This window comes from Streptomyces sp. NPDC040545, from assembly GCF_055595065.1.
Window position 1 is genome coordinate 26,256 of record NZ_JBVIWA010000001.1, and the last position, 15,605, is coordinate 41,860.

Consider the following 15,605-nt stretch of genomic DNA (forward strand, 5'->3'; position numbering starts at 1 on the left):
TGGGCTATCGAGCAAGCCAGGAGGTCAGCGCCGCCCAGCTCGCCGGACCGAGCTCCAGGACGGGGCCGTCCTGGACCTTCGAGTCCCGGACGTGGATGGTGGCCGGGCTGGGGGCAATCTCGACGCAGGCGTCGCCGTCGCCGCCGCTGTGGCTGGACTTGAACCACTTCAGTTCGGTGCTCATAGCTCTCCTAGCAGGCGGTCCAACAGGCCCTGTGTCTGGACGGTGTTGAGGGCCTGAGTCCGCAGCATTGCATATCGGCGAGCCATGATGCTGACCTCGTCGGGGTCTGAGATGAGCCTGCTGCCACGCTGACTCTCCGAGTATCCGAGGTGCTGGTGGGTGGGGGTTTCCAGGAGGATGAAGGGACCGTCGAGGGCTGCGTGGGCGGACTGGTCCAGCGGCATCACCTGGATGGAGACGTCCGGAAGTTCCGTACAGGCGAGCAAGTGCCGCAGGAGTTCCTCATGTACTTCTCGGCCGCCGATGCGGTGGCGGACGGCGGGCTCCCAGATGACGAAGCTCAGGGTCGGTGGTGTCTTGCGGTGCAGGATCTCCTGCCGAGCCATGCGGCGGGCGGTCAGATCCTCAACGGTTTCCTCGGGGTGTGCCGGGACACGGCACTTGAAGAGGGCCCGGGCGTAGCCCTCCGTTTGAAGCAGCCCGGGCACGCGCTGGCCTTCGTACCAGGACAAGGTGATGGCTTTGAGCTCAAGGGCCAGGTATTCCTCGGCCCAGGGCGGTGTCGTGTCGATGTCAGGTAGTTCCAGCGCTGCAACGGTCAGCAGGCCCGGCAGCCCCAGGTGCAGATCCATCAACTCCGCGACGTTCGGCATCAGCGCCCGCCGGCCCTGCTCGATGGACGCGATGGTCTCCGCGTCCAGGCGGACCAGCTCGCCCAGCTGCTTCTGGGTCAGGTTCTTGGCGATGCGGGCTGCGGCCACCATCGCGCCGACCATCTTCATGGTCGTCGCGTTCGGCCGTACTCGTTTCCTCGGTGGCATGACAGCGAACTCCCCACCCACGCAAGCGGAATACCCCGTGCGGACCCGTACTCATGAAGGAGTACGGGTCGGCGCTCAGCCACACGCTAGTCACGCAACGCGACGATCGTCCGGTGAATCCAACTTTCCAGGCGGCGCTCATGCGCGAGCGTCTCTACCTGCGCTCACCTCGAACCGTCGCAGCCGCGCGCCAGTTCACACGTGACACCTTGCAGGCGTGGGTGGTGACCGAGCGCCACGACGAGATGTTGCTCTGCGTGAGCGAGCTGGCCACCAACGCCCTGCGGTACGGCGTCCCGCCCGGCCGCGGTTACCTGCTGCGGCTGTTCGGCTTCGAGGATGCGACCGTCCGCATCGAGGTGCACGACGGCGGGCCCGGACTGACGCGGATCGGCGACCGGCCGCACGGTCGGGGCCTCACCCTCGTCGCCGCCCTCGCCGACGAATGGGGGGTGCTTCCCCGGACCCCGGGGAAGGTCGTCTGGTGCGAGTTCCGAATCGGACGCGCGTGATTCTTCCCTGAATAATCTTTCCTGAAATGTGTAAGTGGAAATGGATTCCACCGTCAAGAGATTCGTTTCTCTGTGAATGGTAGCGCGTGAGGCGACCTAGAACGCCGACACGGTGACGTGATGCGCCCGAATTCCTGGTATTCGGTGAGTAGTATTCCCTTGTTCGGATCGCGACCCCACATGTGCAGGCTCGCCATATCGGGCTCATCGCGTAGGGGTTCGCGCCGTCTCCACTCCAGAAAGAAGGCTGCCATGGCCGCCCCCATCCCCAACGACGTGAACACGTTCCAGGACAACTGGCGCTTCTGTAACCACTGTTACACCATGTGGTGGAACGGTCGCCCCGACAACGGGGCCTGTCCCTCGGGCAACTCCCCGGACGGGCAGCACCACGGTCAGGGGAGCTGGAACTTCTACCTGCCGGCCAGCTCCAATGAGACCATCTGATCCGATCAGGTCAGGGCGTGCGCAATTCTCGGGGTCGCGGTCCGGTCGGCTTTGGTTGCCGATTCGACCAGGGTTCGGGTGATGCTGATAGCGCCGCGCGCTCCGGTCGGAGAATGTTGCGCGGACGGTAATTGAGCGAATGCCCCCCGACTGCCGAAATCAGTCGGGGGGCATTCGCGTCCGGGATCCTTCCGCAGAAGGAGGAGGCGCACAGGGGGAACATTCCCTGCGCGCCAGGTCTTATCAGGCGGGCTGCTCCGTGACCGTCGACGTGATCACCGCGAAGGTGCCGCCCTGCGGGTCGGCCAGGACGGCCATGCGGCCCGCCACCATGTCGAAGGCGGGGGCGAGGACGGTGGCTCCGCCCCGTACGGCGGCGGCCTGGATGTCGTCGACGCTGTCGACCTGGAAGTACGGCAGCCAGTTCGGGGGAGTGCCGGGCGGCGACTGGTCCAGGTTCATCATTCCGCCCACCACGCGCCCGGAGGCCTTGAACTCCGTGTACCCCTCGGCGCCGGGCATGTGCGAGGCGGCCGTGGTGATCGGCAGGATGGCGGAGTAGAACGCGGCGGCGGCAGGGACGTCGCTGGTGCTCAGCTCGTTCCAGATGAGGGCGCCGTGCTCGTTGACGATGCCGGCGCCGTCGAAGGAGCCGGGCTGCCACAGGCCGAACACGGCACCGGTCGGGTCGGCGACGACGGCCATCCGCCCGAGGTCCATGACGTCCATCGGGCCCATCATGACGGTGCCGTGGGCGTCGGTGGCGGCCTTGAGGGTGGAGTCGATGGCGTCGGTGGACAGGTACGTGGTCCACGCGGTCGGCGGCATCGGGTCCGGGACGGTGCCGTCCGGGTTCATCGCCTTCATGATGCCGGCGACCGGTCGGCCCTTGAGGGTGCAGACGGAGTAGCCGCCCTGCTCGGCCGGGCCGATCTCTCCCTGCCAGCCGAACAGGTCGCAGTAGAAGTCGAGGGCGGCCTGCTGGTCGGGGACCATCAGGTCGATCCAGCAGGGAGTGCCGGGCTTGTAGGGGCCGTTCATGTCGGGCACGGAGGCCTCCGGTGGTGGGTGGGGGAAGGACGGGCCGTCCCCTACCCGGCTGGTACGGCCCGAATCGGGCCGTACGGGTGAAACGGGGGCGGGCGGGGCGTCAGCCGGTGCGGTGACGGCGGCGGTGGCGGCCGGTGCCGGCGACCAGGGCTGCGCCCAGGGCCAGGGCAGTCCCCGCCCCGCCGAGGGCCCAGCTGGTGGCCGGGTCGGCGCCGGTGGCGGCGAGAGCGGTTCCGCTCCCGCTGGTGGGGACTGTGACGGTGCCGGTGCCGATGCCGCCGTTCGGCTGCGGCACGTTGAACCCGGGTGCACCACCCGGGGTACCCCCTCCGGGAGTCTCCCCAGCGGGGGTGCCGCCCGGGGTTCCGCTGCCGGGTGTCCCTCCCGCTGGGGTGTCCCCGCCGGGATTGCCTCCGCCAGGAGTTTCCGAGCCCGGGGTGCCTCCGCCGGGATTGCCTCCGCCGGGGGCTTCCCCGCCGGGGGTGCCTCCGCCTGGAGTCTCCCCGCCTGGGGTGCCCCCGCCGGGAGCCTCCCCGCCGGGAGTTCCCCCGCCCGGGGTGCCGCCGCCCGGAGTCTCCCCGCCCGGGGTGCCGCCGCCCGGAGTCTCCCCGCCCGGGGTGCCGCCTCCCGGTGTGCCTCCGCCGGGGGCTTCCCCGCCGGGAGTTCCCCCGCCCGGGGTGCCTCCGCCGGGAGCCTCCCCGCCTGGGGTGCCTCCGCCGGGCGTGCCGCCGCCGGGGGTCTCCGCGCCTGGGGTGCCGCCGCCCGGAGTCTCCCCGCCCGGGGTGCCGCCTCCCGGTGTGCCGCCGTCGGGGGTCTCCGCGCCTGGGGTGCCGCCTCCGGGCGTGCCTCCGCCCGGTGTGCCGCCGGGGGTCTCCCCGCCGGGAGTCCCTCCTCCCGGAGTCTCCCCGCCCGGGGTGGTGGCCGGGGCCAGGAGGGTGGTGAGTTGGCGCTTCGAGCGGGAGCCGGCCCAGGGTGGGGGTGTTTCCGCGTCGACCTGGGACGTGCCCCAGCCGAAGAAGGAGACCGAGCCGGTCGGGGCGTCGGCGGAGAAGCGGACGCGGACCGGGACGTCGAAGGCCGCACCCGCGCCGATCGGGCCGCGCACGAGCCCGCCCGCGAAGAAGTAGCCGTCCTCGTCCGAGGTGATCTCGACGGACTGCCAGGCCGCCGGCTGTCCGTCCGCGGCCGGCCGCAGGACCTCGACCGCGATCTGCGAGACCTGCATGGAGACGAAGTCGGGCCGGGCCAGGACCAGTCCCAGGTCGAAGGCGGCCAGCTCACCCTTCCCCGCGTTGTCCACGCGGACGGAGAGGTTCGTCCAGTCGCCGCCCGCGCGCACCGATTCCGGGACCCCGCTCACCGTCAGGGCGGGACCTTCAGTGTGTAGCGGGTCCTCGTCGCCACCGGGCGCGCCCGCGATCCTGGTCGCGTACGAGGAGGTGGGGGAGTTGCCGGTGGCCGTCCCCACCCGGCCCGTGCCGTCCGCCGTCAGGTCGAACGGGACGACGGGGGTGTCCGCGGCGAAGCTGATCCGGACGTCGATGGTCCGGACCTCGCCGACGGGGACCGCGGCGGCGCTGCCGAGGGCGTAGCCGAGCGTGGGGGCCGCGGTCCGGGCCGGCCCGGCGGCCGTCCACGGCCCGCCCGCGGTGCGGTACTCGACCTTGATGTGGGCGGGCCCGAACTGTCCGGCGGCCTGCGAGACGCCCAGCACCGGGGTGTAGTCCGCCACGGCGACATGGCCCGAGTTGTCGACGGTCACGGTGAGCGGGGTCCAGCTGCCGTCGGCCTTGAAGCCGTCCGCGGGGATGCCCTGGACCGTGACCTCGGGCCCCATCAGGATCCGGTCGGACCCGGTGTCCTGCTCGTCCTCGACGGCCTCGGGCAGCGCCTGTGTCTGCTGCTGAGGCTGCCCCTGCCTCTGCGTTTGTGGCTGTGGCTCGGACGCGGCCGGGACGGCGGGTGCTTCCGGGGCTTCCGGCGCCGCCGGTGCGGCCATCGCCTGCGCGGCGGGCTGCTGTGGGCCGGTGTCCTCGGCCTGTTCCTGCGGCGCTGCCCCCGCCGGTCCGGCGGTGTCCGCGGGTACCGCGTCCGGCACGGTCACCGCCGGATGCTCCTCGGCCACCGCCGGTGCGGCCATCAGGAGCGTCTGGCCGGCCACCGCGGCTGCTGCCACGACGGCCATGCGCTTGAACTGCATGCTCTATACCTCCCCGGGCTCCGGACATCAGACCGGAGCCACCCCAAACCCCTTGGGAGGCGCCAAGGTTAGTGAGACGGGAGGAGCTTGCAGAGGGCTACAGGATTGCGAAATATGTACGGTCCCCCGACGCTCCGGGAGTCCGGGTCCACGGGGCGGCCCGGCCGTCCTGCTGCCCGGCCCGTACGGCCCGATCCGGGCCGTACGGGTGAACGCGAGCGGTGCCTCAGGCGGTGGTGCGGCGGCGGCGGCCGGTGCCCGCGACCAGGGCGGCGCCCATCGCGAGGGCCACGCCGGCGCCGCCGAGAGCCCAGGTGGTGGCCGGGTCGCTGCCGGTGGCGGCGAGCTCGCCACCGGTGGTGCCGGTCGTGCCGGTCGCGCCGGTCGTGCCCGTGTTGCCGGTCGTGTCGGTGATCGGCTTGGCGCCGCCGTTCGGCTTCGGCTGGTTGCCGTTCTCGCCCGTGTCCGGGGAGGCGGCGACGAGGTTCGTCAGGCGGGCCTTGGAACGCGAGTCCGCCCACGGCGCCGGGGTGTCCGGGTCGATGTCGGACGAGCCCCAGGAGAAGATGCTGACGGCGCCGAGGGGCGCGTCGGCGGCGAAGCGGATCCGGACCTGGACGTCGAAGCTCTGGCCGGCCGCGACCGGGCCGCCCGCGAGATCGACGGCGAAGAAGACGCTCTCCTCCTCGGACCAGACCTCGGCGTCGTGCCAGCCGGCCTTGCCGTTCTTGTCCTTGCTCAGGACCTCGACCTTGATCTGGGAGGGCTTCATCTTGACCCAGTCGGGACGGGCCAGGACCAGCCCGACGTTGAAGCCCTTCAGGGTCTGCTTCCCGGCGTTGTCCAGGTGGACGGACAGGTTCGTCCAGTCACCGCCCACCTTGATGCTCTCCGGTACGCCGTTCACCGTCAGCGCGGGGCCTTCGACGAACGGGTCCTCGGGTCCGCCGACCGCACCGGCGATCCGGGTGCTGTACCAGGTGGAGGGCGAGTGGTTGACGTGGTTCCCGACGCGGCTCTTGCCGTCCGAGGCCAGGTCGAAGGGCACCACCGGGCTGTCGGCGGCGAAGGAGATCCGCACGTCGACCGTGTAGGAGGCGTTCTTGGTGACGGACGGGGCCGTCCCGAAGGTGTACTGGAGGCCGGGGCCGAGCTCCTCGCCCTGTACGAGCTTGGCGGCCTGCCAGGTTCCGCCGGCGGTCTTCCACTCGACCTTGATCTGCGAGGGCTTGAACTTGCCGTCCTCCTCGTAGACGGTCACGCTCGGCGTGTAGTTCGGGACGGCGATGTGGCCGGAGTTGTCGACCGTCACCTTCAGCGGGGTCCAGCCGCCGTCGGCCTTGAAACCGTCCTTCGGGATGCCCGCGACCGTGACCTCGGGGCCCATGAGGATCCCGTCGGACTCGGCGCCCTGCGTGTCCTCGTCGCTCTTGGTGTCCTTCGCCGCCTTCTCGGCGACGGGCGCCGGATGCGGCGCGGGCGCCTGGGCGTCCGGGACGGCGGGCGCAGGTGCCGGGACCGGCGCCGGGGCCGGGGTCTGGGCGTCCGGCACGGCCGGGGTCGGCGTACCGGCGTCGGCGGCGTCGTCCTTCGGTGCCACGTCCGGGACGATGACGGCCGGCTGGTCGGCGGCCATCGCGGGCGTCGCGGTCAGGATGGTCGGACCGGCGACGGCCACCGCGGCCACGGCGGCCATGCGCTTGATGCTCTTCACGGGTGTCCCCCCACTAAGTTTTGAACACGATCAGGTTAGTGGGGGTGGCTGGATTGTGGCGGCCGCGGAGATCACGAAATGCGTACGACCCCGGCAGCAGCTGCCGGGGCCGTACGCATTTGGCGGGGGTTGGGCGGATCGAGCAGGGTCAGAGCTTCTCGGGAGTGCGGATACCGAGGAGGGACATGCCCTTCGTCAGCGTGCGGGCCGTCAGGTCGCACAGGAACAGCCGGTTCTCACCCACGACGAGCTCCGGCTCAGGCTTCACGACCGGGCACAGCTCGTAGAACGTCGTGAACAGCGAGGACAGCTGGTAGAGGTACGCCGCCACCTTGTGCGGGGCGTGGTCCGCGGCCGCCTCGGCGATCAGCTCGCCGAAGTGGTCCAGGTGCAGGCCCAGCGCCCGCTCGGCCGGGGCCAGCTCCAGCTCCGGGTGCGCGACCGGCTTGCGGTCGCCGGCCCGGCGCAGGATCGACTTGATCCGGGCGTACGCGTACTGGAGGTAGACGGAGGTGTCGCCGTTCAGCGAGACCATCTGGTCCAGGTCGAACTTGTAGTCGCGCGCGGCAGAGGTCGACAGGTCGGCGTACTTGACCGCGCCGATGCCCACGTACTGGCCGTTCTCGACGATTTCCGCCTCGGTCAGGCCGACCTTCTCGGCCTTCTCCCGTACGACGGCCGTTGCCCGCTCGACGGCCTCGTCCAGCAGGTCCACCAGCCGGACCGTCTCGCCCTCACGGGTCTTGAACGGCTTGCCGTCCTTGCCGAGGACCGTGCCGAAGGCCAGCTGCACGGCCTTGACCTCGTCGTTCAGCCAGCCTGCGCGGCGGGCCGTCTCGAAGACCATCTTGAAGTGCAGGGACTGCCGCGCGTCGACCACGTAGATCAGCTCGGTCGCGCCCAGGTTGGCCACGCGGTCGCGGATCGCCGACAGGTCGGTCGCCGCGTAGCCGAAACCGCCGTCCGACTTCTGCACGATCAGCGGGGTCGGGTTGCCGTCCGGGCCCTTGACGTCGTCGAAGAAGACGCAGAGCGCGCCGTTGGAGCGGACGGCGACGCCCGACTCCTCCAGCAGCTTGCAGGTCTCCACCAGCATGTCGTTGTAGCCGGACTCGCCGACCACGTCGGGGTCCTGGATGTCCATGTCCAGCTTGTTGAAGACGGAGTAGAAGTAGATCTTCGACTCGTCCACGAACCGCTGCCACAGGGCCAGCGTCTCCGGCTCGCCCGCCTGGAGGTCCACCACCCGCGCCCGGGCCCGCGTCTTGAACTCCTCGTCGGAGTCGAAGAGGCCGCGCGAGGCCTTGTACAGGCGGTTGAGGTTGGACATGGCCTCCTCGCCGGAGACCTCCTCGTCGGACTTGTGGTCCAGCTCGTGCGGGTGCTCCAGCAGGTACTGGATGAGCATGCCGAACTGGGTGCCCCAGTCGCCGATGTGGTGGCGACGGACCACCTTCTCGCCCGTGAACTCCAGGATCTCCACCATCGCCGCACCGATCACGGCCGACCGCAGGTGCCCGACGTGCATCTCCTTGGCGACGTTCGGCTGCGCGTAGTCGATCACCGTGGTGCCCGGGTTCTCCGCGAGCGGCACACCGAGACGGTCGTCGAGCGCACGCGCCGCCAAGGTCTCGATGATCGCCTTGTCGGTGACGGTGATGTTGAGGAAGCCCGGACCCGAGACCTCGATCTCCTGGATCAGGTCACCGGTCGGGATGCCCTCGACCACGGTCGTCGCCAGCTCGCGCGGGTTGGCCTTCGCCTTCTTCGCGAGCGCCAGGATGCCGTTGGCCTGGAAGTCGGCCCGGTCGCTTCGTCGCAGCAGCGGGTCCGCGCCACCGGCCTCCGGCAGGGCGGAGGCAAGGGCGTCGGCGACGCGCTGGTTGACGGACGAAGCGAGCGAAGGGACCGAGGCCATGAGCTGCCGTTCCTGTGAGGTTCTGTACGTGGGCTGTACTTGGGTCTTCCGACAAGTGCCGAGTATCCCACGCGGGCGCCATCCGTTTCGCGGGATATCACTGGGCGGAAGCAACCTCAGAGCGACCCGTTCCGTCTGGGAGAATGGCTGAAGCCAGCATTCGAGATAGAAGGACGTGTCGTGGCTCAGAGCAGCACCGAGACCGACTGGGTCTCCCGTTTCGCGGACGAGGTCATCGCCGAGGCGGAGCGCCGAGCACCCGGCAAACCTGTCGTCGTCGCGTCCGGACTCTCCCCCTCCGGCCCCATCCACCTGGGCAACCTCCGCGAGGTCATGACCCCGCACCTGGTCGCGGACGAGATCCGCCGCCGGGGCATCGAGGTCCGCCACCTCATCTCCTGGGACGACTACGACCGGTACCGGAAGGTGCCCGCGGGCGTGCCCGGCATCGACGAGTCGTGGGCCCAGCACATCGGCAAGCCGCTGACCGCCGTGCCCGCCCCCGCCGGGTCCGCGTACCCGAACTGGGCCGAGCACTTCAAGGCCGCCTTCGTCGAGGCACTGGCCGAGATGGGCGTCGAGTACGACCCGATCAGCCAGACCGAGCAGTACACGAACGGCGTCTACCGCGAGCAGGTGCTGTTCGCGATGAAGCACCGCGGCGACATCGACGCGGTCCTCGACCAGTACCGCACCAAGCAGAAGCCGGGCGGCAAGAAGCCCCAGCAGAAGCAGGTCGACGAGGCCGAGCTGGAGGCCGCCGAGGGCTCCGGCGCGGCCGCCGAGGACGACGGCAGCACCGGCGAGGGCGGGTACTTCCCGTACAAGCCGTACTGCGGCGAGTGCGGCAAGGACTTCACCAAGGTCACCTCGTACGACGACGAGACGACCGAGATGACCTACGTCTGCACCGAGGACGAGTTCACCGAGACGGTCAAGCTCAGCGAGTTCAACCGCGGCAAGCTGGTCTGGAAGGTCGACTGGCCGATGCGCTGGGCCTACGAGGGCGTGATCTTCGAGCCCTCCGGCGTCGACCACTCCTCGCCCGGCTCGTCCTTCCAGGTCGGCGGCCAGATCGTGCACATCTTCGGCGGCGAGCAGCCGATCGGACCGATGTACGCGTTCGTCGGCATCAGCGGCATGGCCAAGATGTCCTCCAGCAAGGGCGGGGTCCCCACCCCGGCCGACGCGCTGAAGATCATGGAGCCGCAGCTGCTGCGCTGGCTCTACGCCCGCCGCCGCCCCAACCAGTCCTTCAAGATCGCCTTCGACCAGGAGATCCAGCGGCTCTACGACGAGTGGGACAAGCTGGAGGCCAAGGTCGCCGACGGCTCCGTGCTGCCCGCCGACGCGGCCGCGCACACCCGCGCCGTGCGCACCGCCGCCGCCGAGCTGCCGCGCACCCCGCGCCCGCTCCCGTACCGGACGCTCGCCTCCGTCGCCGACATCACCGCCGGCCACGACGAGCAGACCCTGCGCATCCTGACCGACCTCGACCCGACGCAGCCGCTGACCTCCCTCGACGAGGTACGGCCGCGCCTGGACCGCGCCGAGAACTGGATCACCACCCAGGTCCCGGCCGACCAGCGCACCCTCGTACGCGAGGACGCCGACACCGAGCTGCTGTCGTCCCTGGACGACGAGGGCCGCGAGTCGCTGCGACTGCTCCTCGACGGACTGGACTCGCACTGGTCCCTGGACGGGCTCACCACGCTCGTCTACGGAGTCCCGAAGGTCATGGCCGGCCTCGAACCCGACGCCAAGCCGACGCCGGAACTCAAGGTCGCGCAGCGCACCTTCTTCGCGCTGCTCTACCGGCTCCTCGTGACCCGGGAGACCGGGCCGCGCCTGCCCACGCTGCTGCTGGCGGTGGGCGCCGACCGCGTGCGCAAGCTGCTCGCCGTCTGACCCGGCCGGCCGGCCCGTCCGGCCCGGCACGCGGAAGGGCCCGCACCCCTCGGGGTGCGGGCCCTTCCCGCTGTCCGTGGCCGTCAGGCGATGTGCTCGGCCTCACGGTCCTTGTGGTAACGCTGCTTGAACGCCGGGATCATCCGGCGCAGCAGCGAACCGCTGCGCGGGTGGGTCACGCCGTAACCGTCCGACAGGTGTATGTCGAGCGCCTCCGCCGACGGGTAGTCCTGCTTCTCGTCGACCAGCGCGCAGAACACCTTGTACGCCGCCTCGGCGAACTCGGCCTCGTCAGGAGTCTCGGGACCCTCGGCCTGGGCCTCCTCCTGGCGCGGAGCCGGGATGGACACCTCCTGCTGCGCGGACCGCTCCTCGTCCGGACCCATCGGGGGCAGGACCGGGGTCGGCTCCAGGCCCTCCACGTATTGGGGGTTGTAGCCGCCCTCGTACGCCGCCTGCGGCGCCAGCGGCGCGGCGAACCAGGCGCTGTTGTGGGCCGCGGGCATGGCCGTCGGATCCACCGCGAAGGGCGGCGGGGTGTGCTGCACAGCACCGGGAACACCCGGAACACCGGCCGGGTTCTGGGCCTGCTGGGCCTGCTGGGCGGCCTGCTGAGACTGCTGGGCCTGCTGCGCGAGCCCGGGCGCGGGCGCCAGCGCCGGGGCCTGCTGCAGCTCCTGCTGGGACTGCTGCAGGACCTGCTGCTCCACCGGCGGCAGCACCGCCGGCTCGATCCCCGTCGCCGCCAGCGCCTCCGCGGTCGTCTCCGCGAGCGGCACACCGATCTTGGCCAGCTTCAGCGGCATCAGCGCCTCCACCGGAGCCTTCCGCCGCCACGAACGCCCGTACCGCGCCTGCAGCCGGGCCTGGTAGATCAGCCGGTCCTGCTCCATGCCGACCGCCTGCTCGTAGGAACGCAGCTCCCACAGCTTCATCCGGCGCCACAGCTTGAAGGTCGGTACCGGCGACAGCAGCCACCGCGTGATGCGCACGCCCTCCATGTGCCGGTCCGCGGTGATGTCCGCGATCCGGCCCACGGCGTGCCGGGCGGCCTCCACCGTCACCACGAACAGCATCGGGATCACCGCGTGCATCCCGACACCCAGCGGATCCGGCCACGAAGCCGCACCGTTGAAGGCGATCGTCGCGGCCGTCAGCAGCCACGCCGTCTGCCGCAGCAGGGGGAACGGGATCCGGAGCCACGTCAGCAGCAGGTCCAGCGCGAGCAGCACACAGATGCCCGCGTCGATACCTATCGGGAACACCAGCGAGAAGCTGCCGAACCCCTTCTGCAGGGCGAGGGCACGCACCGCGGAGTACGAGCCCGCGAACCCGATCCCCGCGATGACCACGGCACCCGCGACCACCACGCCTATGAGAATCCGGTGCGTACGAGTCAGTTGCATCGCGGCCACCCGCGATCCCCTCCCCTTGTCGAGCACATACCGAGCGCAGCGTGCTGATGCTCAGTACTGGGTACTTACCGCGCCCTTACGGAGCTGCGGCAGGCACAGCGTACGGGTGACTGGATGTCAGCGCTCCAGGAGGCCCCGACCCGCACCCGTCCCTACTGGGGCTGCGGGGACTGCGACTGCTCCGCCGGCGCCTTGTTGGCCGCGCCCACCGAGGTCACAGCCTCCTTGGCCGCCGTGATCGCGTCCTGGAGCAGCTTCGCCTGGTCCGGCGCGGCGGCCCCCTCCAGCCCCGCACCGTTGTAGTCGAGCGTGACCACCACGTTCTGGGTACGCGCCACGACCGTCGTGTTGAAGTGGTCGTTGCCGTCCTTCTTCACCTTGTAGACGACCGACGTCCCCTGGTCACCGATCTCGGCCACCGCCTCCGCCTTCGGGTCCTGCGCACCCTCGGCGGTTTTCGCGGCCTCCACCTCCTTGTTGTACTGCTCCGCGGCACGCTTGCTGGCGTCGCCGAGGGTGGCCTGGGAGTCGTAGCGGAAGTAGGAGAGCGAGAGCCAGCGGTACTGCGAGCCCTTCAGGCCGTCCTCGTCCAGCCCGTTCCAGGAGCAGCTGGTGCGGGTGGCCACGTCGTTCGACTTGGGCGCCGCCCCGTTCTTGTCCTTCGCCTCCGGGACGAGCGTGTCTATCGTCGGCGTCTGGAGCGCCTTGCACGGGTCCGGGAGCACGGCGAAGGCCGCCTTCTCCAGGGTCTTGGAGGACTTCGGGCTGGGCTTGGCGGACGAGGACGAACCGGACTTCTTCTCGCCGTTCGAGCCCGTGTCCTTGCCCGAGTCGGACGAACACCCGGCGACGGTGAGGATCACCGGGACGGCTGCGCAGGCGAGAACGCGGGTGAGGCGCGAGGCTGATCGGTGCATGGTTCCTTCAGTACGTTTGTCGGTTGTTCTTCGGACGCGGGACCCGGGCAACGGTAGCCCGACCCGGTACCCGCCTGCTGTGCGCGCCGTCACGCGAGAGGACGGCGCGCACCGCTCATTCGCTGAAACGCTCGGCCAGGGCCTGCGCCAACTGCCGTGCCTTGACCTGGGTTTCGGTGCTGGGCGGGACCGTGCCGGGCAGCGCGGGCTGCACGCTGTACTCGATGGTGACGATGACGTTCGAGGTGCGGAACACAATGCGCACGGTGCGGGACTGCGCGGCGCTGGCCCCGGCGGGACTGAGCTTGTCCTCCAGGAAGGCGTCGCTGCCGAGGTCCTCCAGGACGCGTGATCCGAGCTCGACCGGCGCCGACGGGCTCGCGCCGGGGGACGTCGGCGTTCCGGAGGCGGGCGTCCCGGAGGCGGGAGCGCCCTGGACCGCGGCCGCCGGGGTGGGCGCGGCGGGGGTGGGGGCCGCCGGGGTGGGCGCCGTCGGGGTGGGGTTCGCGGCCGGGCCGGGGAAGGGCAGCTTCGCGTCGGTGAGCCGGCGTACGTAGACCTGCTTGGCCTTGTCGTCGTCGCTGGCGGCGGTCCGGTCGTACGAGACCACGCGCTCGAAGGCGACCGACAGCAGCCGTGTCTCCTCGGGGCTCTGCCCGTTCCAGCGGCAGCCGACGTGCCGGTCGCCGTCGTACGAGGCGTCCGCGACACCGGCGTACATCTGGTCGCGCTGCTCGGGAGTGAGGCTGTCCCCGGCCGGGAGCATGCCCTTGAGCTTCTTGCTGTCGGCGCCGGCCTTGCAGGGCGCGGGCAGACTGCGGTACTTCCCCGGTTGGGCGGGCGCGGCGGAGCTGCCGCCGGCCTTCGAGTCGCTGGTGCTTCTGCCTTCGCTCCCGCTGGTGCACCCGGTCAGGCCGGCCGCCCCGGCCGCGAGCGCGGTGAGCATCGCGATGCCTGGCAGGACTCGCCGCCGTACCGCCTTGCGCTGCACGTCCACTGGCTCCCTTCGACCGGCGGGCCCCCCGACGGTCAGGAAAATGCGTTGCCGCGACTTGGGCGCGGCTGGACACAATGTCTATCGCACACGCTGGTGCTGGCGCCGGTCCCCTGTCGTATTTGGGATCAAGAGCGAGGCTTTTGCGCATTCTGACTTTTCTGTGATTTTCGGGGGATTGATTCCTTATGTCGTATGTAGAGGTACCCGGGGCGAAGGTCCCGATCCGGATGTGGACCGACCCGGCGTCGGTCGAGGACAGCGCGATGCAGCAGCTGCGCAACGTCGCCACCCTCCCCTGGATCAAGGGCCTGGCCGTCATGCCGGACGTTCACTACGGCAAGGGAGCCACCGTCGGCTCGGTGATCGCCATGAAGGACGCGGTCTGCCCGGCGGCGGTGGGCGTGGACATCGGCTGCGGAATGTCGGCGGTGAAGACGTCCCTGACGGCGAACGACCTGCCGGGGGACCTGTCGGGGCTGCGGTCGAAGATCGAGCGGGCGATTCCGGTGGGGGCGGGGATGCACCGCGAGGCGGTGGACCCGTCGCGGCTGTACGGGTTCTCGGTGGAGGGGTACGAGGGCCTCTGGAGCCGGTTCGACTACCTCGCCGACTCGGTCAAATTCCGTCACGAACGTGCCATGAAGCAGATCGGAACGCTCGGAAGCGGCAATCACTTCATCGAATTCTGTCTTGATGAGTCAGGTTCGGTCTGGTTGATGCTGCACTCAGGCTCCCGCGGCATCGGCAACGAGCTCGCCGCGCACCACATCGGCGTGGCCCGGGGCCTCGCGCACAACCAGAACCTGGTCGACCGGGACCTGGCGGTCTTCCTCGCGGCGACCCCCGAGATGGCGGCGTACCGCAACGACCTCTTCTGGGCTCAGGAGTACGCGAAGTACAACCGCGCCGCGATGATGAGCCTGTTCAAGGAGGTCATCCGCAAGGAGTTCCGGAAGGCGAAGGTCTCCTTCGACCGGGAGATCAGCTGCCACCACAACTACGTGGCGGAGGAGCGGTACGACGGCATGGACCTACTGGTCACCCGCAAGGGCGCGATCCGCGCCGGCAGCGGTGACTACGGGATCATCCCGGGCTCCATGGGCACGGGCTCGTACATCGTGAAGGGGCTCGGCAACGAGAAGTCCTTCAACTCGGCCTCGCACGGAGCGGGCCGGAAGATGAGCCGGACGGCGGCGAAGAAGCGGTTCTCGGCGCGGGACCTTGCAGAGCAGACCAAGGGTGTCGAGTGCCGCAAGGACTCGGGTGTGGTGGACGAGATCCCGGGCGCGTACAAGTCGATCGAGCAGGTCATCGACCAGCAGACCGACCTGGTGCAGGTCGTGGCCAAGCTCAAGCAGGTCATCTGCGTCAAGGGCTGAGCCGGCGGTTTGCCGAAGCAGCAGCGGAAGGCCCGGAACCCTGCGGGCACACTGTTGGTCAATTCAGGTTCTACGTGATGTCTGACCCGAAGACCCGGTGGTGGTCCTGAGGTCAGACGTTGTTGGCGAAGCAACAGGGCCTG

The 15,605-nt window shown here is 70.1% G+C and carries 13 protein-coding genes; 4 read left to right on the top strand and 9 right to left on the bottom strand.

Features of this window, described 5'->3' with window-relative positions; translation table 11 throughout:
• Positions 1–4: 4 nt before the first annotated feature.
• Both ACZ573_RS00140 and ACZ573_RS00145 read right to left on the bottom strand, forming a co-directional pair.
• A complete protein-coding gene (locus ACZ573_RS00140) occupies positions 5–184 on the bottom strand; it encodes a DUF397 domain-containing protein (RefSeq protein ID WP_471297290.1) in 180 nt (59 codons plus the stop codon).
• Positions 181–966, bottom strand: coding sequence for a helix-turn-helix domain-containing protein (locus tag ACZ573_RS00145; protein WP_390172282.1), 786 nt, complete (start codon positions 964–966; stop codon positions 181–183). The genes ACZ573_RS00140 and ACZ573_RS00145 overlap by 4 nt, the downstream gene beginning before the upstream one ends.
• Before the next feature lie 152 nt (positions 967–1,118).
• On the opposite strand from ACZ573_RS00145, the gene ACZ573_RS00150 reads away from it, so the two are divergent.
• Together ACZ573_RS00150 and ACZ573_RS00155 are read left to right on the top strand one after the other, a co-directional pair.
• The gene (locus tag ACZ573_RS00150; RefSeq protein ID WP_471297292.1) at positions 1,119–1,517 is read left to right on the top strand and encodes an ATP-binding protein; all 399 of its coding nucleotides are present in this window, start codon (positions 1,119–1,121) and stop codon (positions 1,515–1,517) included.
• Between the two features lie 252 nt (positions 1,518–1,769).
• Positions 1,770–1,964 (top strand): hypothetical protein, encoded by a 195-nt coding sequence (locus ACZ573_RS00155; RefSeq protein WP_471297294.1) that lies wholly within the window; start codon positions 1,770–1,772, stop codon positions 1,962–1,964.
• 243 nt (positions 1,965–2,207) lie between these two features.
• Here the strand turns inward: ACZ573_RS00155 and ACZ573_RS00160 are convergent, their stop codons facing one another.
• The 4 genes from ACZ573_RS00160 to argS form a co-directional block, all read right to left on the bottom strand.
• A complete protein-coding gene (locus ACZ573_RS00160) occupies positions 2,208–3,005 on the bottom strand; it encodes a VOC family protein (RefSeq protein WP_471298967.1) in 798 nt (265 codons plus the stop codon).
• 109 nt (positions 3,006–3,114) lie between these two features.
• Positions 3,115–5,214 (bottom strand): hypothetical protein, encoded by a 2,100-nt coding sequence (locus ACZ573_RS00165; RefSeq protein ID WP_471297296.1) that lies wholly within the window; start codon positions 5,212–5,214, stop codon positions 3,115–3,117.
• A 226-nt stretch (positions 5,215–5,440) separates the two neighbouring features.
• Positions 5,441–6,928 (bottom strand): hypothetical protein, encoded by a 1,488-nt coding sequence (locus tag ACZ573_RS00170; RefSeq protein ID WP_471297298.1) that lies wholly within the window; start codon positions 6,926–6,928, stop codon positions 5,441–5,443.
• 148 nt (positions 6,929–7,076) lie between these two features.
• Entirely contained in the window at positions 7,077–8,846 is a 1,770-nt protein-coding gene (gene argS / locus ACZ573_RS00175; protein WP_471297300.1) for an arginine--tRNA ligase, read from the bottom strand.
• 180 nt (positions 8,847–9,026) lie between these two features.
• On the opposite strand from argS, the gene lysS reads away from it, so the two are divergent.
• On the top strand, positions 9,027–10,754 hold the full coding sequence (gene lysS, locus ACZ573_RS00180) for a lysine--tRNA ligase (protein WP_471297302.1): 1,728 nt from the start codon (positions 9,027–9,029) through the stop codon (positions 10,752–10,754).
• 83 nt (positions 10,755–10,837) lie between these two features.
• Here lysS and ACZ573_RS00185 read toward each other — a convergent pair whose 3' ends face one another.
• From ACZ573_RS00185 to ACZ573_RS00195, 3 genes are all read right to left on the bottom strand, one after another.
• The gene (locus ACZ573_RS00185; protein ID WP_471297304.1) at positions 10,838–12,160 is read right to left on the bottom strand and encodes a DUF2637 domain-containing protein; all 1,323 of its coding nucleotides are present in this window, start codon (positions 12,158–12,160) and stop codon (positions 10,838–10,840) included.
• A gap of 161 nt (positions 12,161–12,321) precedes the next feature.
• Positions 12,322–13,086, bottom strand: coding sequence for a DUF3558 family protein (locus ACZ573_RS00190; RefSeq protein ID WP_471297306.1), 765 nt, complete (start codon positions 13,084–13,086; stop codon positions 12,322–12,324).
• 115 nt (positions 13,087–13,201) lie between these two features.
• Positions 13,202–14,077, bottom strand: a complete 876-nt coding sequence (locus ACZ573_RS00195; RefSeq protein WP_471297308.1) for a DUF3558 domain-containing protein — start codon at positions 14,075–14,077, stop codon at positions 13,202–13,204.
• Between the two features lie 191 nt (positions 14,078–14,268).
• Here ACZ573_RS00195 and ACZ573_RS00200 point away from each other — a divergent pair, with 191 nt between their 5' ends.
• Complete coding sequence (locus ACZ573_RS00200; protein WP_471297310.1) at positions 14,269–15,462, top strand: RtcB family protein; 1,194 nt, start codon at positions 14,269–14,271, stop codon at positions 15,460–15,462.
• The last annotated feature ends 143 nt before the right edge of the window (positions 15,463–15,605 follow it).